The 22,711-nt window shown below is 69.3% G+C and carries 18 protein-coding genes and 1 pseudogene; 11 read left to right on the top strand and 8 right to left on the bottom strand.

What is annotated here, in order from left to right:
• Window positions 1-47: 47 nt before the first annotated feature.
• Window positions 48-3,011 (bottom strand): AfsR/SARP family transcriptional regulator, encoded by a 2,964-nt coding sequence (locus ACWD6R_RS00215; RefSeq protein ID WP_451816598.1) that lies wholly within the window; start codon window positions 3,009-3,011, stop codon window positions 48-50.
• Window positions 3,012-3,309: 298 nt separating this feature from the next.
• On the opposite strand from ACWD6R_RS00215, the gene ACWD6R_RS00210 reads away from it, so the two are divergent.
• Window positions 3,310-4,545, top strand: a complete 1,236-nt coding sequence (locus tag ACWD6R_RS00210) for an amidohydrolase family protein (RefSeq protein ID WP_451816597.1) — start codon at window positions 3,310-3,312, stop codon at window positions 4,543-4,545.
• A gap of 62 nt (window positions 4,546-4,607) precedes the next feature.
• Here ACWD6R_RS00210 and ACWD6R_RS00205 read toward each other — a convergent pair whose 3' ends face one another.
• The gene (locus ACWD6R_RS00205) at window positions 4,608-5,435 is read right to left on the bottom strand and encodes a MerR family transcriptional regulator (RefSeq protein ID WP_451816596.1); all 828 of its coding nucleotides are present in this window, start codon (window positions 5,433-5,435) and stop codon (window positions 4,608-4,610) included.
• Window positions 5,436-5,598: 163 nt separating this feature from the next.
• Window positions 5,599-5,802, bottom strand: coding sequence for a cold-shock protein (locus ACWD6R_RS00200; protein ID WP_037693088.1), 204 nt, complete (start codon window positions 5,800-5,802; stop codon window positions 5,599-5,601).
• A 363-nt stretch (window positions 5,803-6,165) separates the two neighbouring features.
• On the opposite strand from ACWD6R_RS00200, the gene ACWD6R_RS00195 reads away from it, so the two are divergent.
• The 4 genes from ACWD6R_RS00195 to ACWD6R_RS00180 all read left to right on the top strand — a co-directional run bounded on the left by ACWD6R_RS00195 (window position 6,166) and on the right by ACWD6R_RS00180 (window position 11,086).
• Window positions 6,166-7,044, top strand: coding sequence for a menaquinone biosynthetic enzyme MqnA/MqnD family protein (locus tag ACWD6R_RS00195; protein WP_451816595.1), 879 nt, complete (start codon window positions 6,166-6,168; stop codon window positions 7,042-7,044).
• A 378-nt stretch (window positions 7,045-7,422) separates the two neighbouring features.
• Entirely contained in the window at window positions 7,423-9,153 is a 1,731-nt protein-coding gene (locus tag ACWD6R_RS00190) for a serine/threonine-protein kinase (RefSeq protein ID WP_451816594.1), read from the top strand.
• Window positions 9,154-9,225: 72 nt separating this feature from the next.
• On the top strand, window positions 9,226-10,425 hold the full coding sequence (gene mqnC / locus ACWD6R_RS00185; protein WP_359106458.1) for a cyclic dehypoxanthinyl futalosine synthase: 1,200 nt from the start codon (window positions 9,226-9,228) through the stop codon (window positions 10,423-10,425).
• Window positions 10,426-10,432: 7 nt separating this feature from the next.
• A complete protein-coding gene (locus ACWD6R_RS00180; RefSeq protein ID WP_451816593.1) occupies window positions 10,433-11,086 on the top strand; it encodes an imidazolonepropionase-like domain-containing protein in 654 nt (217 codons plus the stop codon).
• A gap of 15 nt (window positions 11,087-11,101) precedes the next feature.
• Here the strand turns inward: ACWD6R_RS00180 and ACWD6R_RS00175 are convergent.
• Both ACWD6R_RS00175 and ACWD6R_RS00170 read right to left on the bottom strand, forming a co-directional pair.
• Window positions 11,102-11,437 (bottom strand): annotated as a pseudogene (locus ACWD6R_RS00175) (DUF3152 domain-containing protein); the annotation flags it as partial.
• Window positions 11,438-11,497: 60 nt separating this feature from the next.
• Window positions 11,498-13,126: an IS200/IS605 family accessory protein TnpB-related protein gene (locus ACWD6R_RS00170; protein ID WP_451816592.1), complete on the bottom strand. Its 1,629-nt coding sequence runs from the start codon at window positions 13,124-13,126 to the stop codon at window positions 11,498-11,500.
• Between the two features lie 289 nt (window positions 13,127-13,415).
• Between ACWD6R_RS00170 and ACWD6R_RS00165 the strand changes: the two genes are divergently transcribed.
• Complete coding sequence (locus ACWD6R_RS00165; protein WP_451816591.1) at window positions 13,416-14,111, top strand: demethylmenaquinone methyltransferase; 696 nt, start codon at window positions 13,416-13,418, stop codon at window positions 14,109-14,111.
• An 11-nt stretch (window positions 14,112-14,122) separates the two neighbouring features.
• On the opposite strand, the gene ACWD6R_RS00160 is transcribed toward ACWD6R_RS00165, so the two are convergent.
• Together ACWD6R_RS00160 and ACWD6R_RS00155 are read right to left on the bottom strand one after the other, a co-directional pair.
• Window positions 14,123-15,574, bottom strand: coding sequence for a phosphodiester glycosidase family protein (locus tag ACWD6R_RS00160; protein ID WP_451816590.1), 1,452 nt, complete (start codon window positions 15,572-15,574; stop codon window positions 14,123-14,125).
• Between the two features lie 2 nt (window positions 15,575-15,576).
• Window positions 15,577-16,317: a peptidase inhibitor family I36 protein gene (locus tag ACWD6R_RS00155; protein ID WP_451816589.1), complete on the bottom strand. Its 741-nt coding sequence runs from the start codon at window positions 16,315-16,317 to the stop codon at window positions 15,577-15,579.
• Between the two features lie 168 nt (window positions 16,318-16,485).
• On the opposite strand from ACWD6R_RS00155, the gene ACWD6R_RS00150 reads away from it, so the two are divergent.
• Window positions 16,486-17,769, top strand: coding sequence for a geranylgeranyl reductase family protein (locus ACWD6R_RS00150; protein ID WP_451816588.1), 1,284 nt, complete (start codon window positions 16,486-16,488; stop codon window positions 17,767-17,769).
• A 299-nt stretch (window positions 17,770-18,068) separates the two neighbouring features.
• Here the strand turns inward: ACWD6R_RS00150 and ACWD6R_RS00145 are convergent, their stop codons facing one another.
• A complete protein-coding gene (locus ACWD6R_RS00145; RefSeq protein WP_451816587.1) occupies window positions 18,069-18,893 on the bottom strand; it encodes a C40 family peptidase in 825 nt (274 codons plus the stop codon).
• Window positions 18,894-19,689: 796 nt separating this feature from the next.
• Between ACWD6R_RS00145 and ACWD6R_RS00140 the strand changes: the two genes are divergently transcribed.
• Genes ACWD6R_RS00140 through ACWD6R_RS00125 form a run of 4 tightly spaced genes read left to right on the top strand, consistent with a single transcriptional unit; the run spans window position 19,690 to window position 22,705 of the window.
• Window positions 19,690-20,049: an NADH-quinone oxidoreductase subunit A gene (locus tag ACWD6R_RS00140; protein WP_003992243.1), complete on the top strand. Its 360-nt coding sequence runs from the start codon at window positions 19,690-19,692 to the stop codon at window positions 20,047-20,049.
• An 18-nt stretch (window positions 20,050-20,067) separates the two neighbouring features.
• Window positions 20,068-20,622, top strand: coding sequence for a NuoB/complex I 20 kDa subunit family protein (locus ACWD6R_RS00135; protein ID WP_326767142.1), 555 nt, complete (start codon window positions 20,068-20,070; stop codon window positions 20,620-20,622).
• A complete protein-coding gene (locus tag ACWD6R_RS00130) occupies window positions 20,619-21,329 on the top strand; it encodes an NADH-quinone oxidoreductase subunit C (RefSeq protein WP_451816586.1) in 711 nt (236 codons plus the stop codon). Before ACWD6R_RS00135 ends, ACWD6R_RS00130 begins: the two co-directional genes overlap by 4 nt.
• Window positions 21,329-22,705: an NADH-quinone oxidoreductase subunit D gene (locus ACWD6R_RS00125; RefSeq protein WP_451816585.1), complete on the top strand. Its 1,377-nt coding sequence runs from the start codon at window positions 21,329-21,331 to the stop codon at window positions 22,703-22,705. Before ACWD6R_RS00130 ends, ACWD6R_RS00125 begins: the two co-directional genes overlap by 1 nt.
• Window positions 22,706-22,711 lie beyond the last annotated feature (6 nt).

Here is a 22,711-nt window from a genome sequence, read left to right as displayed (position 1 = left end):
AAACGAACGATGAACGCCCTGGCGCGGATCCCGTCTTAAGGACGGTGTCATGCCCGCGTGACTGTGATGCGGCTCAGGAGGTCACGAACCTCGACCGCTTCGTCTGAGCCCAGTTCGTCGTAGATGCCCAAGGCTTCGCGCCAGCAGACCAGTGCCCGGCCTGACTGCCCTATTCCGTTGAGGGCGTGCCCGAGGGTGGTGAGCACATTGCCTCGGCGCCATGCCCCGCCGATGCCGCGCAGGACGGCCAGTGCCATCTCCGCGTTGGAGGCGGCCTGTGCCGCACGGTTGCCTGCGAGGTCGGCTTCTGCGAGGCGGAACAGCGTCATGCCTTCCCAAAGCCGCTGGCGGCTGTCACGGAAAACCTCCAGTGCCTCGTGGAACCGGGTTGTGGCGTCGGCCAGATTTCCGCTCTCTGTCAGAGCTATCCCGAGGGCATATCGGGCGTTCGCTCCCCGAAGCGCGTGGCCCATGCTGTCGTAGATGTCGATTCCCTTCTGGGCCAGGGCGACAGCGCTGGATGTGCGGCCCATCGCCAGATGGACGCGCGACAGATTGCACAGTGAGGAGGCCTCTCCCGGCAGGTTCTCGCCAGCACGGAAGTCGTCGATGGCCTGGGTCAGGTACTTTTCGCCGTCCTCATGGCGGTGCTGGTAAATGGCAATCACGCCACGGTGGTTGTATGCCCAGCAACCGGCCAGCGGGTCGCGAGCATCGTGCGACAGTTCCAGCACTTGCTGCGCTTCGCGGTCTGCCTGATCGAAACGCCCTGCGACGAGGTGAGCATTGCTCAATGTGACGAGGGCACGCCGCTCGGCCCGGACATCGGCGCACGAACGGGCATTGTCCAGCATGAACGCGGCAGCCGCCTCGTACTGCTTGGAGTTTGCCCCGGATTCGGCGAGGTCAAGCGCGGCCCACAGCAGATCGACGGCCCGCCGGAGTGTGCCCGAACCTGGCGACTGGCACACACAAGCCAGAAGCGCTCCCGCCTCCGTGTAGAGCCAATCCTGCGCGTCGTGCCGATTCGTGAACTGGAGGCCGGGGTGTTCCGTCGGCTCCAGTTCGTCCACCAGCCGATCCCCCGGCCGCTCCAGCGCATACACCCCCGCCGCCGTGGCCAGGTAGAAGTCCAGCAGCCGCGACAGCGCAAACTCCCGCTCCTCCGGCGGCTGTTCGTCCCGTTCCGCGCACGCTCGCGCGTAGAGCCGCACCAGGTCGTGGTAGCGGTACCTGCCCGGCGCCGCCGACTCCAGCAGCGACGTGTCGACCAGGGACTCCAGCAGGTCCTCCGCCGCATGCACCTCCAGGTTCAGCAGCGCTGCCGCTGCCGCCAGGGAGATGTCCGGGCCGTCCGCCAGGCCCAGCAGGCGGAACGCGCGGGCCTGGGCCGGTTCCAGCTGGCCGTAGCCGAGTTCGAAGGTGGCCTTCACCGCCAGGTCGCCCGCCTGGAGCTCGTCCAGGCGGCGTCGCTCGTCCGCGAGTTTGGCCGCGAGGACCGAGACCGTCCAGGTGCGGCGGGCGGCCAGGCGGGAGGCGGCGATGCGGATCGCCAGGGGGAGGAAGCCGCACGCGGCGACCACGTCCAGGGCCGCCTCACGCTCCGAGCCGACCCGTTCCTCGCCGACGATCCGGGTGAAGAGCTGGAGTGCCTCCTCGGGGGACATCACGTCCAGGTCCACCAGGTGCGCGCCCGCCAGGTCGACCATCCGGACGCGGCTTGTCACCAGGGCCGCGCAGCCGGCCGTGCCGGGTAGCAGGGGGCGGATCTGCGCCGCGTCGTGCGCGTTGTCCAGGAGGACCAGGATGCGGCGGCCGTCGAGCGTGGAGCGGTACAGCGCCGCCCGTTCGTCGAGGGAGTCGGGGATCGCCGAGTCGGCGGTGCCCAGAGCGCGCAGGAAGGCACCCAGCACCGTCTCCGGCTCCGCCGCCCGTGCGCCGGCGCCCTGCAGGTCGACGTAGAGCTGGCCGTCCGGGAAGTGCGGGCGGGCCTGGTGGGCGACGTGCACGGCCAGCGTCGTCTTGCCGACGCCGCCGATGCCCGCGAGCGCCGACACGGCCATGACCGAACCCTCCGCCGTCGCCAGCCGGTCGCCCAGTTCGCGTACGAAGGAGGCGCGGCCGGTGAAGTCCGGGACCGTCGCCGGGAGTTGGGCCGGGCGGACGACGGCGGGTGCGGGCGCCGCCTCGTCGGCCGGGTGGGCCAGTTCCTCGTCGGCCTGCAGGATCCGCTGCTGGAGCTGAGAGAGCTCCGGGCGCGGGTCGACGCCCAGCTCGTCGGCGAGCAGCCGGCGCGTGTCGGCGTACACCGCGAGCGCTTCCGCCTGACGGCCGCTGCGGTACAGGGCGATCATCAGCAGTTCGCGCAGCCGCTCCCGCAGCGGGTGCGCCGCGGTGAGTGCGGTGAGTTCGGAGACCGCCTCCGCGTGGCAGCCGACCTCCAGATCCAGGTCGAGCCGGGTCTCGGTGAGCTGGAGCCGCCACTCGGCGAGTCTGGTGCGCTGGTTCTCGGCGTAGGGGCCCGGGACGGAGGCCAGCGTTTCGCCGTCCCACAGCGCCAGCGCCTCGTTGAGCAGGGTGCGGGCCCGGCGCCGGTCCCCGCCCGCCCGCGCCTTCTCCGCGTCGGCGGCCAACTCCTGGGCCGTCGTGAGGTCGAGCGCTTCGGGGCTGGTCCGTATCGCGTATCCGCCGGCGTTGCTGATCAGCGTGGACGGGTCGAGGATCTTGCGCAGCCGGGACGCGTACGTCCGTACGGCGGCGAGCGCCTGTGACGGGGGCTCGTCGCCCCAGATGGCGTCGATGAGTTCGGCGGCGGTGGCCGTGCGTCCGTCGCGCAGCAGCAGCGCGACCAGCAGGGCCCGCTGCTGTGGCGAGCCGGACGCCAGCGGTTCGTCGTCGCGCCAGGCGCGTACGGGGCCGAGCACGGCGAACCGCAGGCCGGTCCCGGTCGTCTGCTGCTGAGCAGCGCGCTGCTCCGGAACGCGCACACGTGGCCCGTGGTCACGGTCCATTGATGCCCCCTGTCCTGCTCGCCCCGCCAGTCCTGTCGGTCGCGTTGATCCCGCTGGTGCTGCTGATCCTGATGGTCCCGCTGGTGTCTCTGCCCGGAACAACCGCCGCTGCACCGATGTGGTCCGGGTGGATCCGGATGACGACCTACCGCTGGTATCGCGGTCAACAGTCTGCCTTGTTATGGGCGGACACGTCAGCAGTGGGTGACGCTCTGCAGCGAGCCCTCGACAACGATTTGGAACCGAGGCCCGGTCCGGAGAGCTGACGGTACGTCAGATCGACGCTACCGTGGTGCACATGGAGACCTTCCCGAAGATCATCTCGGTGGACGACCACACGGTGGAGCCCGCACATGTCTGGCGGGACCGGCTCCCGTCCAAGTACCTCGACCGCGGCCCGCGCATCGTCCGCGCCCCCCTGAAGGAAATGACCTTCATGGGCGGCAGGTTCGCACCGGTGATGGGTGCAAAGGGTGACGAGGGGCCGATCGGCGACTGGTGGGTGTACGAGGATCTGCACCGGCCGCTCACCCGGCTCGACACCTCCGTCGGCTACGACCGGGACGAGATCAAGCTCGAAGTCATCACGTATGAGCAGATGCGCCCCGGTTCGTACGCGGTCCCGGACCGGCTCGCCGACATGGACATCAACCACGTCCAGTCCGCGCTCTGTTTCCCGACGTTCCCGCGGTTCTGCGGTCAGACGTTCACGGAGGCGAAGGACCGTGAACTCGGACTGCTCGGCGTGCGCGCGTACAACGACTGGATGGTGGAGGAGTGGTGCGGCCCCGATGCGCAGGGTCGGCTGATCCCGCTGACCCTCGTCCCGCTCTGGGACGCGCAGCTCGCCGCCGACGAGGTCCGGCGGAACGCCGCGCGCGGGGTGCGGGCCGTCGCGTTCTCCGAGATACCCCCACATCTGGGACTCCCGTCGATACATACGGACGAGTGGGATCCGTTTCTGCGGGCCTGCGACGAGACGGGCACCGTGATCGCGATGCACATCGGCTCGTCCTCGAAGATGCCGTCCACCTCGGCCGACGCCCCGCCCGCGGTCGGCTCCACCATCACCTTCGCCAACTGCTGCTTCTCGATGGTCGACTGGCTGATGAGCGGCACGTTCGAACGGTTCCCGAACCTCCGGATCATGTACGCGGAGGGCCAGATCGGCTGGATCCCGTACATCCTGGAACGGGCCGACGTGGTCTGGGAGGAGAACCGGGCCTGGGGCGGTGTCGCCGACAAGGTGCACCGGCCGCCGTCGGAGCTCTTCGCCGAGCATGTGTACGGGTGCTTCTTCGATGACGCGTTCGGGCTGAAGAACCTGGACGCGATCGGCGTCGGAAACGTCCTGTACGAGACCGACTACCCGCACTCGGACTCGACCTGGCCCAAGTCGCGCGAGGTCGGCGAGGCACAGATGGGGCACCTGGACCCCGACGTGGTGGACCGGATCGTGCGCCGCAACGCCATCGATCTGCTGGGGCTCACGGACGAGGGGCTGTGGGCGGGGCCGGGGGCCGTGAGGCCGTAGGCCCCGCCGGCGGGCGGTACGGCACGGGGCCCACCGTCTCCGGCGGGCCCCGCGGGCCGTGGTCAGGCCCTCGTCACCGGCTCCTGGAGCTCCGTCACCCACATGTCCTTGTCCCCCGGGCACTCCAGGTTGATCTCCCGGGTGTACCCCAGTGACCGGTATCCGTTGGTGTCCAGCCAGCGGGCCAGCGTCTGCTCGGTGGTGAGGACCCCGTCCATCGAACCGCGGTGGACGATGGTCGCCGCCTCGAACGCGGGCAGGTCGACCACCGTGACGCCGGTGTCACCGACCGGGCCGACCTGGGCGGAGACCGTCACCCCCGCATGCACGGTGATCGCGCCGTCGCCCGCCGGGGCGTCCTCGTAGCGCGCGATGCCCGGGCCGGTGGCGCTGATTCCGGCCGCCTCCAGCAGCGGGAACAGCCGGTCGTACAGCGGTCCGATCACCGGAGTGATGGCCTGCGGCTCGTAGCCGGCCGCGGTCCCCGTCAGCTCCGCCACCCGTACCGCGGGAACGTTCTTGATCACAACGTCGTCCGTGGGCATGTGCCCCTCGCTCTCGATCGACCGGAGCCTCGCCTCGACCTGCGCCAGCCGCGCCGCCGCTGCGGCCATGGCCGCCTCCAGCTCCGCCTGCCGCAGCCGCAGCATTCCGCGGAGCTCCTCGGGTCCGACCTGTTCGTCCAGGACGGCCTGCACCTGCTGGAGCGTGAAGCCGAGATCTTTGAGAGCGATGATGCGGTTGAGGCGGGCGAGCTGAGCGGCGCCGTAGAAGCGGTAGCCGGTCGCGGGGTCGGTGCGGTCGGGAGGCAGGAGTCCGATGGCGTCGTAGTGACGCAGCATCCGGGCCGACACCCGTCCGTACCTGGCGAAATCTCCGATGGTGAACATGTGCCTCCCAGTGCACGCCCTCACACGGTGTCAAGGTCAAGCTCCCGTCCGCGGCGGCACCGGGGCGGGGCACCACAAGGCAGGAGCCCCGCTCCCCCGCCGAGGCGGGGGAGCGGGGCTCCTTGGGTACTGCATGCCGGCCGCGATCGGCCGACCCGGGCAACTAGGCCGGGCTGACGTTCTCAGCCTGCGGGCCCTTCGGCCCCTGAGTGACGTCGAAGTTCACGACCTGGTTCTCCTCGAGGGAGCGGAACCCGGACGCGTTGATCGCGGAGTAGTGGACGAAGACATCCGGGCCGCCGCCGTCCTGGGCGATGAAGCCGAAGCCCTTTTCAGCGTTGAACCACTTGACGGTTCCGGTAGCCATAAGCCCTCCTTGGGCCAAAGGGTTGCCCTGCTCCAGAACCTGCAAAGAAGTCTGAAAACTACAAAAGCCTGCGGGTTACATGCTCCGCAGGCTCTGTACTGCAAGGGAAACCAAACTGCAACTTGCGTCGAGCCTAGCACGCAGCGTGTGCGGAACGGTAGAGGGAAAGATCACTTCACCCGGATGTTTGATTGCCCTGCCGAGAGGCTGACGGAGATAGCGGCAGGAAGGGGGCCCGGGGGTGTCGTTCGGGTGGTGCGGAGGCGCGCCGGGGCGCGGACCGGCAGGCACGGAGGGGCGGGACCGGGCGAGCCCCCGAGCCCCGGTGGCGGCCCGATGCCCGCACGGGTCTAGCCTCGCGATGTGGACAATTCAACCGTCTCCCCCGCAGCAGGCGACGACCGTCGCACCAGGCCGCGCGTCGGCCACATCCAGTTCCTCAACTGCCTCCCCCTCTACTGGGGCCTCGCACGGACCGGAACCCTGCTCGACCTGGAGCTGTCGAAGGACACCCCGGAGAAGCTCAGTGAGCAGCTGGTGCGCGGTGACCTCGACATCGGCCCCATCACCCTCGTCGAGTACCTGCGCAACGCCGATCAGCTCGTCGCCTTCCCCGATATCGCGGTCGGCTGCGACGGGCCCGTCATGTCGTGCGTGATCGTGTCGCAGCTGCCCCTGGAGCAGCTCGACGGGGCCCGGGTGGCACTCGGTTCGACCTCGCGCACCTCCGTACGCCTCGCTCAGCTGCTGCTCGCCGAGCGGTACGAGGTGACGCCCGACTACTACACCTGCCCGCCCGACCTCGGCCTGATGATGCAGGAGGCGGACGCCGCCGTGCTGATCGGCGACGCCGCGCTGCGCGCCTCGCTGCACGACGCGCCGCGCCTCGGTCTGCAGGTCCATGACCTGGGGCAGATGTGGAAGGAGTGGACGGGGCTGCCGTTCGTCTTCGCGGTCTGGGCGGCTCGCAAGGACTATCTGGCCGCGCACCCGGCCGTGGTGGAGGAGGTGCACCGGGCGTTCCTCGCCTCGCGGGACCTGTCGCTGGAAGAGGTCACCAAGGTCGCCGAGACGGCGGCGCGGTGGGAGGTCTTCGACGCGGAGCTGCTGGAGCGGTACTTCACGACGCTGGACTTCCGCTTCGGTCCGGACCAGCTGTCGGGCGTACGTGAGTTCGCCCGCCGGACCGGGGCGACGACCGGTTTCCCGGTGGATGTGAAGGTCGAGCTGCTCGACCACTGATCCGGCACCGGCCACTGCGCGGGGGAATGGGCCCGGGCAATAGGTGAATGCTGAACCTTCTTCTGGCTTCCCCGTTCCCTCCCGTGCTGTTTATCGCACCGCCCTGCGGATTCCTTTCCGGCGAATGCCACGAATGCCGCGGCCGGACAGCTCGCACGTCCTATCCCGACTATCCCGAATAGCGGACCGCGTACGGGGTGAGTCCAGGTCGAGTCCCGGATTCGATCGGGTGAACGACTCATTCGCGCCTTTTGCTGTGTCGAAAACCGCGGTTCGTTCCCATAGGGGCGAAATCGGCCGATGGTTTCTCTGTGATCGCACGACCTCCGACCTCTAGGCTTCGGTCGGAGGTCCGGCCGGCCCACAGGGGGAGTCCATATGCAGCCGCTGGAAGCCGGCGAACCGCCCACCATCGGCGGCTACCGGTTGCTCGGCAGACTCGGTGCGGGCGGCATGGGCCGGGTGTATCTGGGACGCAGCGCGGGCGGACGCACCGTCGCGGTCAAGGTCGTCCATCCGCACTTCGCACTCGACGAACAGTTCCGTGCCCGGTTCCGGCGCGAGGTCGACGCGGCGCGGCGGATCGGCGCCCAGTGGACGGCGCCCGTCCTGGACGCCGACCCGGACGCACCCGTGCCGTGGGTCGCCACCGGTTATGTCGCCGGGCCCCCGCTGTCGGCCGCGGTCACCGAGCACGGGCCACTGCCCGAGCAGGCGGTACGGACCCTGGGCGCCGGACTCGCGGAGGCCCTGGCTGCCGTGCACGGGCAGGGGCTCATCCACCGCGACGTGAAGCCGTCCAACGTCCTGCTCGCCCTCGACGGCCCCCGCCTCATCGACTTCGGCATCGCCCGCGCGATCGACGCCACTGCCTCGCTCACCTCCACCGGGGTCTCGGTCGGCTCGCCCGGCTACATGGCGCCGGAGCAGATCCGGGGTCTGGAGATCTCGGGTGCCGCCGATGTCTTCTCGCTCGGCGCGGTGCTCGCGTACGCGGCGACGGGCGACGCCCCCTTCCTCGGCGACTCCTCGGCGGTGCTCCTCTACAAGGTGGTGCACGAGGAGCCGGAGCTGGGTGAGATCGAGGGCGAGTTGCGGGACGTGATCGCCACGTGCCTGGCGAAGGACCCGGCGCGACGGCCCACCCCGACGGAGCTCGCCCGGCAGCTGGTACCCGGCGGGGCGGCGGCAGCGGTGGCGGCGGGCTGGCTGCCCGGACCGCTGGTGCGCGAGGTCAGCCGCTCGGCAGTGGCGCTGCTGGACCTGGAGCCGCAGGACGGGCCCGTGCAGTCGGGACCGGTGCCGTTCAGCAACGCCTCCCTCACCGCCCACGGCTCCGCCGACAGCAACGGCGCGCTCGGAGTGTTCGGGCCGCCGGTCGAGCCGACCCACCCGCCCCGGATGTTCCCGTCGGCCGAGGCCGGGGACCACAACTCGGGCGGGCTGCCCGGCCCCCGTACCCCCGACGCCCGGTTCTCCGTCACCGTCGGCGCCGACTCCGGACCCGGCCCCACCGACCGGAACCGCGGCCGCAGGCTCAGCTGCACCGTCGCCCTCGCCGTGGCGGGCGCGCTCGCCGCCGTGACCGTCGGCAGCGCCCTCCTCTTCGACCTGCTGCCGGGCACCGGTGACAGCGACGCCGAGCACGGCACCGTCGCCCAACCCCCTGCCACGTCCTCCAGCGGGTCGCCGACCCCGGCGGACGAGGGCACCGGCGGTGCGGGCCGGGTCACCGCGCTGCCCAAGACGTTCGTCGGTACCTGGAAGGGGCCGCTGACCGAGAAGACGACCGGACAGCCGCACGGCACCCTCACCGCGGTGTTCACCGAGGGGAAGAAGGGCACGGACGTCGTCCGTATGAACACCACCCTCTCCACCCTCGGAGTGACCGTCAGCTGCAACAGCATCGCGAAGCTCTCCTCCGGCACCGCCGAGGAACTGACGCTCCGGGAGCGCGCCGACCCGGACCGGCCCGGCACCGCCGGGCTCTGCACGGACACCACGACCGACGTCACCTTCACCCTCGCCGAAGACGGCACACTCCGCTTCCGGTCCGAGGAGCGGGGCGCGGGGCTTCCGTACGGCACGCTCGCCCGGTCCGGCAACTGACCCCGGGAGGGGCTGGCGTAGGCTGAACCGGTCCGTAGATCCGTTGAAAAACCGCCGAAAGGTGACAGCCCGGTGACCGAGAAGGCCGACCTCCAGCCCATCCTCGACCGAGCCGCCGAAGGCGGCCGGATCACTCCGGAGGAGGCCCTCGACCTCTACCGGTCGGCGCCCCTGCACGCGCTGGGCGCGGCCGCCGACGCCGTGCGCCGACGCCGCTACGCCGGTACGGAGCACATCGCGACGTACATCATCGAGCGCAACATCAACTACACCAACGTGTGCGTCACGGCCTGCAAGTTCTGCGCCTTCTACGCCGCGCCGAAGGACACCGCCAAGGGCTGGTCCCGCGACCTCGACGACATCCTGCGCCGCTGCGCGGAGACCGTCGAGCTCGGCGGCACGCAGATCATGTTCCAGGGCGGACACCACCCGGACTACGGCGTCGAGTACTACGAGGAGCACTTCTCCGCGATCAAGAAGGCGTTCCCGCAGCTGGTCATCCACTCGCTGGGCGCCTCCGAGGTCGAGCACATGGCCCGGATCTCCAAGGTCTCCGTGGAGGAGGCCATCCAGCGGATCCACGCTGCCGGTCTCGACTCCTTCGCGGGCGCCGGCGCCGAGCTGCTGCCGGCCCGGCCGCGCAAGGCGATCGCCCCGCTCAAGGAGTCCGGCGAGCGCTGGCTGGAGATCATGGAGGCGGCGCACCGGCTCGGTGTCGAGTCCACCTCCACGATGCTGATGGGCACCGGCGAGACCAACGCCGAGCGCATCGAGCACCTGCGGATGATCCGCGACGTACAGGACCGGACCGGTGGCTTCCGCGCGTTCATCCCGTACACGTACCAGCCGGAGAACAACCACCTGAAGGGCCGGACGCAGGCCACGCTCTTCGAGTACCTGCGGATGATCGCCATCGCCCGGCTCTTCCTCGACAACGTCGCCCACATCCAGGGCTCCTGGCTGACCACCGGCAAGGAGGTCGGCCAGCTGTCGCTGCACTACGGCGCCGACGACCTCGGCTCGATCATGCTGGAGGAGAACGTCGTCTCCTCCGCCGGTGCCAAGCACCGCTCCAACCGGCTGGAGATCATCGACCTGATCCGCAAGGCGGGCCGGGTCCCGGCGCAGCGCGCCACGACGTACGAGCACCTCGTCGTCCACGACGACCCGGCGAACGACCCGGTCGACGAGCGCGTCGTCTCGCACATCTCGTCCACCGCGATCGAGGGCGGCACCGCACACCCGGAGCTCAAGCTCCTCAGCGCCAACTGAGGCTGTCTTGCTAACCGTTCACGCCGCGCCGCTGGTTCTTCCGGTCGGCGCGGCTGCCGTCGCGCAGGGCGCGGTCGCCGTGGACGGCGACCGGATCGCCGCCCTCGGACCGTACGACGAGGTCGTCGCCGACCGTCCGACGGCCCGGGTCCGTACCTGGCCGGGCGTCATCACACCGGGACTGCGGCAGTGGCACGGGCTGTGGCTGCTCACCCGCTGCTACCACCCCGACCCGCGCGAGGCGGACGCGCTCGGCGACCAGCCGCTGTGGGGCGAGGAATTCGAGCGGCTGGCCGCCGGGATGGACGCGACGCGGCGGGCGGGCAGCGTACGGCGCGGACTGCAGCAGATGCTGCGGTACGGCACCACGCATCTCGCGGGCCGGTTCCACGACCCGGTCGTCCGCACCGCCGTGGACCGTTCGGGACTGACGGAGGTCTCGCCCGTGGGCGCCCCCGGCATCCTGCTCGGTGAACCGAGCCTGGACCCGTTCGCGGAGGGCTACGACCTGCCGGGCTCCGTGCACGGCCCGCTCACCGTCGGCGGCCGCGCCGACCTCGCCGTATTCGACGTAGAGGACGAGGACGCGCTCTGTGCGGCGGGCGCGGGGCCGTGCATCGCGACGGTGCTGGGCGGGCGGCTGGTGTACCGGCGGCGGTAGGCGCTCCGGAGCCCGTCAGGGAACGGACGGGCCACCTAGGTACCCGCCCGTGGCCGTGTACGGCCAGGCGTTGGCGACGCACCCCCGCAACCCGTCGATCTGCTGCATCATCGCGGGCGCGGGGTGTCCCGGTCCCGGGCAGGTCTCGTGCCCGTGGCCCAGCCAGTGCCCGACCTCGTGGTTGATGATCAGCGCCCGGTACTCGGCGAGCGGCCCGCCGAACTGCGGCGACCCCTGCATCCACCGCTTCAGGTTCACCACGACCGTGCTGCCGACGCGGCAGTTGACCTCGCCCCGCGTGTGCAGCCCGTATGCCCCGCAGAGCCGGTCGACGGTTTCCGGCGTCGCAACCGACTGCGGTCCGCGGTCATCTGTTCCCCTCTCCGGTTTCTCGGTGGTCTCTCACCGTTCCTATCCAGTGCGCATGAGTGAGTCCTGGACCCACTGCTGCGTACTGGGCGCATCCCGAACGGTGTTGGATGCGCTGGGTTCCCGCTTTCGCTTCCCGTTCGGTGACGGCTCTCCAGGGGGCCGGTCCGTTGTGGGTGGGCGGGTTCCTTCACGTCCTCGGGTGCCTGGTCCGGCCTGGGCGGTCCGATGCCCCGCACGATCACTCCGGTCGTGTGGGGGCGGTGCCGTCCGACGCCGGACCGGGTGTCCGAGGGCGCGTCGTCCGATCGCGATACCGGCGGCATCGTGATGGGACATGGTGCGGTGGGAGGTGACCAGTGGCTTCTGCCAGTGCTGGGCACCCCACAGGGAGGTGTAGGCGGGGTCGACCGCGACGATCGCAAGGCCCTGTTCGGCGGCCATGGAGACGAGCCGGGCCTTGAGCCTGCCGGTCGGGATGCCGGAGATGAGCTGCCGGAACCGCTTGCGGCGGCCGTGCTTCTCCCGGGTCTTCTCCGTGGTGAAGTCGAGGTCTTCGATGCCGATCGCGGCGACACCGGCCTGCTTGGCCCAGTGGATCAGCCGGGTCAGCGCGTGGCGGATCTGAGCGTCGCGGTGATCGGCGGTGCCGGACAGGTCGAAGCCGAAGCGGTGCGGGTCGCCCACGGGGTTGCCGTGCCGGTCGAGCCGGTAGGCGGCGAAGTGGTCGGCGTTGGTGTCGACGCCGATCATGCCCCGGGCGCGGGCGGTCTCCAGCGGGATGGTCTTCACGACGGGGCGTTGCCAGGATGCGGTGAGGTACCAGCGGTCGCGCTCCGTATCGAGGTGGATGCGGTAGGCGACGGCCCGGTTCGCGGCGATGTGGTCGGCCCACTCCGCGCCCCGGTGCGCGAACGCCACGGTGGAGGTGAGGGCGTACCGGCCGTGCTGGGCGTTGGCCAGGTGCGCGAGCGGGGCAGGCAGCTTGATGCTGACCTCGCCGTCCGGGGTGACACGGATCGTCTCGTTCCCGAACCGCTTCCCCGACTCACCGTCGGCAGCGATGAACCAGCGTTCCGCCTCCCAGCGTTCCCGCCACTGGTCTTCGGTGAGCCGGGCCTGCGTGAGGTGGTGGCGGGTGTTGAGGAGACGTTTGCCGCCCCGCACCACACGAACCCGTCCGGCCTGCCGGTCGGCGACAACGGCCGCATGCCGTGCCTCCAGTGCAGCGAGGCGGCGGGACTTGTGGAACCACTCACTCCGGGAGCGGTAGCCTCCTGCGGCCCGCTTCGTTCCGGGTTCACCGATCGGGAGGGACAGGCGGTGCCGCAGCGTTCTGATCCCGGTTTCCAGTGTCTGGATGTGTGCTGCCTGGCAACGGCGCGCGAGCGCCCATTGATCGTGTGTGGCCGTGGTGATCGCACCGGCGATCCGCGACGACGACAGCGACGTCAGGTCCCGCTTGCGCAACGCCCAGGCGTCCGCACTGTGCTCCAGACCATCCGCGCAGCGAGCCTTGAGATCACGGGAAGCGAGCGCACCCTGATGCTCACCGACCGCACGCAGGACTTTCTCGTCCTGGGGCGTGAGGTGCTTGAGACGGTCCCGGATCGCCACCCCGCAAGGCCCAGGCACCACGAAGGACCCGGCCAACTTCCTCAAACCACCCACCGCGTCAACCCCTCCCACCAGGCCGGGTACCTGCCATCCAGCCCAACGAGCAGCAGCCGCCAAGGTCACCCATTCGGCCCCAAAACCTCCGTTCCCACCCCACCAACCCGCCGACAGGACTCACTTCTGCTCACCACAACTCACTTCAGTGCAGCAAACCGGCAGCAGCTCGCGCTCCCTGTACCGAATGGCGTCGCGCCCAAAAGGTTGAAACCGGCTTCCGAGCGGCTCCGGGCGCCGACGCACGACCGGCGCGAGGCGTCCGCGGCCGGGCTGCTTGAATGGGTGGGTGACCCGAGCATCCCTGGACAAGCAGCCGCACGAAGTCGCCTCGATGTTCGACGACGTGGCGGCGAACTACGACCTCACCAACGATGTGCTGTCGCTCGGCCAGGCCCGGCTGTGGCGCAAGGAAGTAGCGAAGGCGGTGCACGCCCGCCCCGCGGAGAAGGTCCTCGACCTGGCCGCGGGCACGGCGACGTCCTCGCAGCCGTTCGCCCACGCCGGGGCCTACGTCGTGCCGTGCGACTTCTCGATCGGCATGCTCCAGGTCGGCAAGAAGCGGCACCCGTGGATGCCGTTCACGGCGGGCGACGGGACGAAACTGCCCTTCCGTGACGATGTCTTCGATGCGGTCACGATCTCCTTCGGCCTGCGCAACATCCAGGACACCGAGGCGGCGCTGCGCGAGTTGTACCGGGTGACGAAGCCCGGCGGTCGTGTCGTGATCTGCGAGTTCTCGCATCCGACGTGGGCGCCGTTCCGCACGGTGTACGAGGAGTATCTGATGCGCGCGCTGCCGCCGGTGGCGCGAGCCGTTTCCTCCAACCCGGACGCGTACGTCTATCTCGCTGAGTCCATTCAGTCCTGGCCCGACCAGCCGACCCTCGCGGACATGCTCCAGAAGGCCGGCTGGTCGACGGTGGCCTGGCGGAACCTCACCGGCGGCATCGTCGCGCTCCACCGGGGTTCCAAGGCTGTCTGAAGCCCCAGGCCCTACTTCGCGTACATGCCGTAGCCGCCGACACCCGTGTACACCGCGTCGGCGACCCGCCGGTGGACGTACTTCGGTCCGCCCGGATTCTTGCCGGCGTCCGTCGGCGGCGTCTGCACCGCCGTACCCGTCAGGAGCGTCGTGGAGCCGCCGCCGTCGAGGTTGAGCACGTCGACCAGCGCCAACTCCGACGAGTCGAGCAGCCGCGCGAACGCCTGGAGATAGTCGCCGTCCTCATGCGTGACCAAGGGGTCGGTCTGCGGCTTCCCGGTGAGGGTGATGAGCACCGGGTGGCCCTTTATGTTGGTGCCGAGCGCGGTGCGGGAGTCCGTGCAGATCAGGGTCGTGCTGTTGGCCCCGGTTTCCTGTCCGCTGCATGAGTTGGGTAGTTCGGCAGGGATCGTGCCGGCCCGCAGCAACTGGTGGAAGGAGCTCACGACGTCGACTGAGCTGTCCAGCGGTATGTCCCGGTCCAGCGTCACGTCATGGAGCGTCTGGTCGACCGCAGGGCGGTCGTCGCGAGTGAGGTTGCGGCGCAGCCACTCCCCTCCAGCGCCGATGCCCTGCAGGATGCGGCCCCCGGCCGGCACGTGGACCTGCTCGGCTGCAGCCTGGCCGCCCCGGCGCTCCCGGGCATCGGTGACGACACCGTTCGCATCGAGAACGACCTCGAAGCCGGGGTCGTCGTCAGCGGTGATGTTCGGCTCGATGCCGGGCTTGGGGACGGGGAACGCGTAGTCGTCCGTGAACAGGACGATCTCGTCCGGGTCGGTGTAGAGCCCGGACTGGCCCGTCACGGCCACGTCCTCGGCGTCGCGTGCGCAGCCCCGGGCGAGGCCCGGATCCCGGTTGATGTCGTCGATCCGTACGGTCGCGCCGGAGGCGGCGGTCAGCTTCAGGTCCGTACGGAGCTTGGTGATGTACGGGATGCCGTACTGGAGGACCGCCCCGGTGCTGCCGTTGCCGTTCACCCAGCAGCTGGAGCTGTGCAGGACGCCGGCGGTGGCCGAGACGCCCAGGTGCATCAGGGTCGTGCCCTCGGCGTCGGCCGGCAGGACGTGGTCGGGGTGCTTGGGCCCGGACTTGAACAGGCCGCCGTTGACGCCCGCGTACGGATGGCGGGCGGCGACCGAGGAGACGCCGGCGAGCTGGTCGGCGACCGTTTCGGTCAGCCCGTCGCCCTTGCCGACGACGCTTTCCAGGGTGAGCGCGGCGGCGTTCGGGTCGATCTCCACGATGTTGAGGATCCGGCCCTGGCTCCGGTTGTCGAGGACGCGCTCGGTGTAGCGGATGTGGGTGACACCGGGGGCGAGCGTCCTAGGGGCCTCCTGCGTCCAGTTGGCGGCCAGCGGGCTCGGCGGCGCGTCTGCGGCGGGGGCGGTGGGGGCGGCGAGGGCGAGGGTGCTCAGCGCTGTGGTCACGGCCACCCAGGTACGAGTGAGGGCTCTGGTCATGGTTACTGGCACTCCGAGGTTCCGTTGACGAGTTCGTGCGAGCGGAAGGTTCCGGCGAAGGGGGCCGGGACGGTGGTGCTGTCGCCGCGTAGCACGACATAGGCGCCGTAGGTCGTGGCTGGGGAGGCCGGGTCGGTCCAGGTGCCGGTGAATGTTTTGGTCGGGTAGAAGCAGACGTGCCGTTTGGTGCGGTTCCAGACGGACACGGGCGCGGCCTCGGCGCCGTACGTGTTGCCATAGTTCTTCGTGGTCGGGTCGGTCGCAGGGACGTGGACCGTCATGGCCCCGCGGCCGGCCGGCTCGGTGAAGGTGCAGACACGGTTGTCGGGGCAGCGCTCGTACCCGGTGAAGCAGTGCGCCCGGGACGGAACCAGCTTGTGGGAACTGATGGTTCCGGCGAAACGCGGGTCACTGCCGTACTCGTCGGAGTTGCCCGGCTTGATCGTCTGGAGCAGTCCGCCGTACTCGGTGTCGACGTACACGCAGGCCCAGTAGGCGGTGTTGTTCTTGGCGGAGAGCGTCCTGTTGTCCCAGGAGGCGTCGTAGCGCTGTCCGTCGTCTTGCGGGGTGAAGGTCCGCTTCTCGCCGACGCCGCCCGACGCGCTGTACAGGCAGAGCTGCCCGGCCGGGCAGTCGTCAAAGGCTTCGGCGCTTGCGGGCAGTACGAGAAACGCCGAGCAGAGCAGGGCGAGGGTGGCGGCTATGAGGGAGCCGCGCAAGGTGTTGATCTTCTTGACTGTCACGGACGATGATCGTGCCAGCACCGTCCGCGAGGGAGCAACGGGTATCCGGACCGGGCCGGCCGCGACTCACCCGCACCCACCCGCCCTCCGGCTCCAGGTGGCCCCCCATAGACTGCACGGGACAGGTGCCGCGCGGCACGCGATTTCGAGTCTTCGGGAGATCCGACCGTGACCGAGCCCCTCTCCGAACACAGCGCGGATGTGATCGTCGTCGGGGCAGGCCCAGCCGGCTCCACGACCGCGCACTACCTCGCCAAGGCCGGACTCGACGTTCTCCTTCTGGAGAAGACCGCCTTCCCGCGCGAGAAGGTCTGCGGCGACGGTCTCACCCCGCGCGCCACCAAGCAGCTCGTCGCCATGGGCATCGACATCTCCGAAGAGGCCGGCTGGCTGCGCAACAAGGGTCTGCGCATCATCGGCGGCGGCGTCCGGCTGCAGCTGGACTGGCCGGATCTCGCCTCGTACCCGGACTACGGACTGGTCCGCAAGCGCGACGACTTCGACGAGCAGCTGGCCCGCCAGGCGCAGAAGGCGGGCGCCCAGCTGTACGAGCGGTGCAACGTCGGCGCCCCGATCATCGACGAGCGCACCGGCCGCATCACCGGCGTGAACGCGAAGCTCGGCGAGGAGAAGACCCCGGTCACCTTCCACGCCCCGCTCGTCGTCGCCGCCGACGGCAACTCCACCCGGCTGTCGCTCGCCATGGGCCTGCACCGCCGCGAGGACCGCCCGATGGGCGTCGCGGTCCGTACGTACTTCACCTCCCCGCGCCACGACGACGACTACCTGGAGTCCTGGCTGGAGCTGTGGGACCGGCGCGGTCCCCAGGACCGGCTGCTGCCCGGCTACGGCTGGATCTTCGGCATGGGCGACGGCACGTCCAACGTCGGCCTCGGCATCCTCAACTCATCGTCCGCCTTCAAGGAGCTGGACTGGCGCGAGGTCCTCAAGGCGTGGTGCGCGTCCATGCCGGAGGACTGGGGCTACACCCCGGAGAACATGACGATGCCGATCCGCGGCGCCGCGCTCCCCATGGCGTTCAACCGCCAGCCGCACTACACCAAGGGGCTGCTGCTCGTCGGTGACGCGGGCGGCATGGTCAACCCGTTCAACGGCGAAGGCATCGCGTACGCCATGGAGTCGGGCCAGATCGCCGCGGACGTCATCGTCCAGGCCCATGCCCGTGCGACGCCCGCCCAGCGCGAACTGGCGCTGCACAACTACCCGAAGATCCTCAAGGAGACCTACGGCGGCTACTACACGATGGGCCGCGCCTTCGTGAAGCTGATCGGCAACCCGAAGGTCATGAAGATCGCCACCCAGCGCGGTCTGACGCACCCGCTGCTGATGAAGTTCACGCTGAAGATGCTCGCCAACCTCACCGACCCGACGGGCGGCGACGCGATGGACCGCATCATCAACGGCCTCTCGAAGGTGGCCCCGAAGGCCTGACCACCACTCCCGTTCGCATCCTCGCTCAGTTCATGGGCGAGGCGCCGGCGATCTCTGTGATGCGTGTGAGGCATTGAGCCCGTTGTCCTGCTGCACGGAGCCGGGGGCGAGCGGCGCCCCGGCCGGGTCAGTAGTAGCCCTTCCGCTACCCCGACCGGGCCTGCGTGCGCAGGCGGATCCGGGAACGGAAAAGGTACCGGGGCGCCGGCGACACCACCGGGCACACCGTTCCACGACGAAGGGCCGTCGCTCCCGAGCGGGGGAGTGACGGCCCTTCGCCGTGTTCGCGCGCTTGTGAATCAGAGAACGCGGACCGCGCCCGACGGCGGGTCGTAGCTCAGCGGGCGCTGCACCACACCGGTGCTGGAATTCTGCGCACCGACGAACTGGCCGCCGCCCACGTAGACGCCGACGTGGTACGCGGAGCCCGCGCCGCCCCAGTACAGGATGTCGCCCGGCTGGAGGTTGCTCAGCGAGACCTGGGTGCCGGCGGTCGACTGGGCCTGCGAGACGCGCGGCAGGTCGACGCCCACCGTGCGGAACGCGGCCTGGACCAGGCCGGAACAGTCCCAGGAGTTGGGGCCGGTGCCGCCGGACACGTACGCGTCGCCGACCTGGGCCTTGACGAACGCGATGACGGACGCGGCGGAGCCGGTGGCGCTCGACGAGGAGGCCACGGCAGTGGAGCCGGATGCGCTGAGCGTCGTACGGGCCTCGGAGCGGGAGGCGCGCAGGGCGGCCTCCGCCTTGGCCTTGGCGGCCGCCTCTGCCTTCTGCTTGGCCTCTGCCTTCTGCTTGGCCTCTGCCTTGCGGACCGCCTCGGCCTTGGCCTTCGTGGCGGCCTTGGCCGCGCTGGTGGCTGCGGCGTCCTCCTGGGCCTGCGTCTCCAGGTCCAGGGCGACCTGCTGCGTGGCCTCGGCGGACGCGGCGACGGCGGTGGAGAGCCCGGAGGTGAGGGTGGGCATCTCGATGGTCTGGGTCACCGGCTCGGCCTGGGCCGGACCGGCAGCGCCTGCGACCGCGATGGTGCTGAGGACGCCACCGGCAACTCCGGCCCGCAGCGCCGATTTCGGGGCGCTTCGACGGGGCTTCCGGTGGCTGGGTATGTGAGCGGTGAGGGACATGAGTACTAGCGCTATCAGGGCTCCTGGGTTCCCTTCAAGAAACGTGTGTTGCGACACAGTTACGTTCGGAATCTGTGAATCCGCTTTCCGGTGGCCCTTATTGACGCCGTAACGGGCAAATCGGTCATGCGTGATCACCGCTGTGATCACGGGCTTTCAGTAATTCGCCCGAATTGCCCGCCGCTTACCATCCGTTCACACCGATGGCCAAGCCCGCTTTTATTGAAGGCCTGGCGTGGTGACGCAGGTCACAGCATGACTGTTGCGTAGTGGGCATGCGAGCGGTCGGCGCGCGCGGCGGCGTCGACGGCGGGGTGGCCGGCGCGGTGGGCAGCACGGCGGCCGGCGCGGCGGGCGCCGTTTCGTCCGGAAGATCGTGAATGTGCGCACGCGTCCACATCGCTCCTCGTGAGCCCCTCGCGCGGGTGACCCCGGAGTGGGGTGGGCCCTCTTATCACCCCTCTGCCGTCCATTGCCAATTTGCTGGTCGAGGAGTCTGATTGTTAGAGGAGCATCGCCTTGACCAGCAACAACAACACCAGATGTCACGTCTCGTGGTCGCGCGGCCGCTTTGCGTACGAAGATCACTCCTCATCCGGCTTCATGATCCTTCGCCGGGTGGTGGAGATCACAAAGTCGGTGTAGCACCCCGTGTCGCAGATCACAGGACTGCAGGCATAGGATGCGGGGCAGTCGGGCTTGTGAACTGCCTCACATGTGCACGATCTTGGTGAGGTGGCGAGCTGGTCGCCCGATGCGGTCCAACGGTCAAGGACGACTGGAAGGAGCGAGGAGCGTGAATGCCTACGCGCCCATCCTCGTGCTCGGCGCCCTCGGGGCAGGGTTTGCGATCTTCTCCGTGGTCATGGCCACGCTTATCGGCCCGAAGCGGTACAACCGAGCAAAGCTCGAAGCGTACGAGTGCGGTATTGAACCCACCCCCACTCCAGCCGGAGGCGGCCGCTTCCCCATCAAGTACTACCTGACGGCGATGCTCTTCATCGTCTTCGACATCGAGATCGTCTTCCTCTATCCCTGGGCGGTCACCTTCGACGCCCTGGGGATCTTCGGGCTCGTCGAGATGCTGCTCTTCGTGCTCACCGTCTTCGTCGCCTATGCGTATGTATGGCGTCGCGGCGGCCTGGAATGGGACTGAGGGGCTGAGGGGCACACCATGGGACTCGAAGAGAAGCTGCCCAGCGGCTTCGTGCTGACCACTGTCGAGCAGGCGGCCGGCTGGGTGCGGAAATCCTCCGTCTTCCCTGCCACGTTCGGTCTCGCCTGCTGCGCCATCGAGATGATGACGACCGGAGCCGGGCGCTACGACCTGGCCCGATTCGGGATGGAGGTCTTCCGCGGATCGCCGCGGCAGGCGGATCTGATGATCGTGGCGGGGCGGGTCAGCCAGAAGATGGCGCCCGTCCTGCGGCAGGTCTACGACCAGATGCCGAACCCCAAGTGGGTTATCTCCATGGGGGTTTGCGCATCCTCGGGTGGGATGTTCAACAATTACGCCATTGTGCAGGGTGTTGATCATATTGTCCCGGTCGACATCTATTTGCCGGGCTGCCCGCCGCGCCCCGAGATGCTGTTGGACGCCATTCTCAAGCTCCACCAGAAGATCCAGGGCTCCAAGCTCGGGGTCAACGCGGAGGAGGCCGCCCGCGAGGCGGAGGACGCGGCACTCAAGGCGCTTCCCCTGATCGAGATGAAGGGGCTGCTGCGGTGAGCGACGAGCAGAACAACAACGGCGTACCCGCGCCGCGCGACGAGACCGGCGAGGTCATCGGCGTACGCAAGGGCATGTTCGGCGCCAACAACGGCGGCGACACCTCCGGCTACGGCGGTCTCGTCCGTACGGTGACGCTGCCGGGCGCCACGTCCCGGCCGTACGGCGGCTGGTTCGACGAGGTGGCCGACGAGCTCGAAGGGGCACTGGAGGAGCAGGATCTGCTTCCCGACAACGCCATCGAGAAGACCGTCGTCGACCGCGGTGAGCTCACCTTCCACATCGCCCGTGAGCACCTGCTCGCCGTGGCTCGAACCCTGCGCGACGACCCGGCCCTGCGCTTCGAGCTCTGTACCGGGGTGAGCGGTGTCCACTTCCTCGGCGACAAGGGCCGCGAGCTGCACGCCGTCTACCATCTGCGGTCGATCACCCACGGCCGGCTGATCCGGCTGGAGGTCTCTGCCCCGGACAGCGACCCGCACATCCCGTCGCTCGTCGCGGTCTATCCGACCAACGACTGGCACGAGCGCGAGACCTACGACTTCTTCGGGCTCGTCTTCGACGGGCACCCGGCCCTCACCCGGATCATGATGCCGGACGACTGGCAGGGCTTCCCGCAGCGCAAGGACTACCCGCTCGGTGGCATCGCCATCGAGTACAAGGGCGCCCAGATCCCGGCTCCGGACCAGCGGAGGTCGTACTCCTGATGACTACTCCCCATGCCCACCCGTCGCCCGGCCACCACCCCTCATCGGGTCCCTCCGGGACGCACCTCTCGAATGCCAGGGCCACGACCGAGGGGACTGTATATACAGTCACCGGCGGCGACTGGGACGAGGTTGCCGAGTCGGCGGTCAAGTCCGACGACGAGCGCATCATCGTCAACATGGGTCCCCAGCACCCGTCCACGCACGGCGTCCTGCGGCTGATCCTGGAGATCGACGGCGAGACCGTCACCGAGGCCCGCTGCGGCATCGGCTACCTCCACACCGGCATCGAGAAGAACCTCGAATTCCGGAACTGGACGCAGGGCACCACGTTCGTCACGCGCATGGACTACCTGACGCCGTTCTTCAACGAGACGGCGTACTGCCTGGGCGTCGAGAAGCTCCTCGGCATCGAGGACCAGATCCCCGACCGGGCGACGGTCCTGCGCGTGCTCCTGATGGAGCTCAACCGGATCTCCTCGCACCTGGTGTGCATCGCCACGGGCGGCATGGAACTCGGCGCGACCACGATCATGATCTACGGGTTCCGCGATCGTGAACTCGTTCTCGATCTCTTCGAGCTGATCACCGGGCTCCGGATGAACCACGCGTTCGTCCGGCCCGGCGGACTCGCCCAGGACCTGCCGCCGGGCGCGGTCGACCAGCTGCGCGAGTTCGTGAAAACCATGAAGAAGAACTTGCCGGAGTACGACAAGCTCGCCACCGGCAACCCCATCTTCAAGGCCCGCATGCAGGACGTCGGCTATCTCGACCTGACCGGCTGCATGGCGCTCGGCGCCACCGGCCCGATCCTGCGCTCCGCCGGACTCCCGCACGACCTGCGCAAGACCGATCCCTACTGCGGCTACGAGACCTACGAATTCGACGTCCCCACCGCCGACAGCTGCGACGCCTACGGCCGCTTCCTCATCCGTCTGGAAGAGATGCGGCAGTCGCTGCGGATCATCGAGCAGTGCATCGACCGGCTCGCCCCCGGACCGGTCATGGTCGCCGACAAGAAGATCGCCTGGCCCGCTCAGCTCGCGCTGGGACCCGACGGGCTCGGCAACTCGCTCGACCACATCAAGAAGATCATGGGGACCTCCATGGAGGCCCTGATCCACCACTTCAAGCTGGTGACCGAGGGCTTCCGGGTCCCGGCCGGACAGACGTACACCGCCGTCGAATCGCCCAAGGGCGAGCTCGGCGTACACGTCGTCTCGGACGGCGGAACCCGCCCCTACCGGGTCCACTTCCGCGACCCGTCCTTCACCAATCTGCAGGCCATGGCGGCGATGTGCGAGGGCGGCCAGGTCGCCGATGTCATCGTCGCCGTCGCGTCCATCGACCCCGTGATGGGAGGCGTCGACCGGTGACCGAAG

Source organism: Streptomyces sp. NPDC005151, from assembly GCF_053599875.1.
The sequence above is the reverse complement of the archived record's forward strand: the minus strand, read 5'-3'. Positions and strand labels throughout refer to the sequence as shown.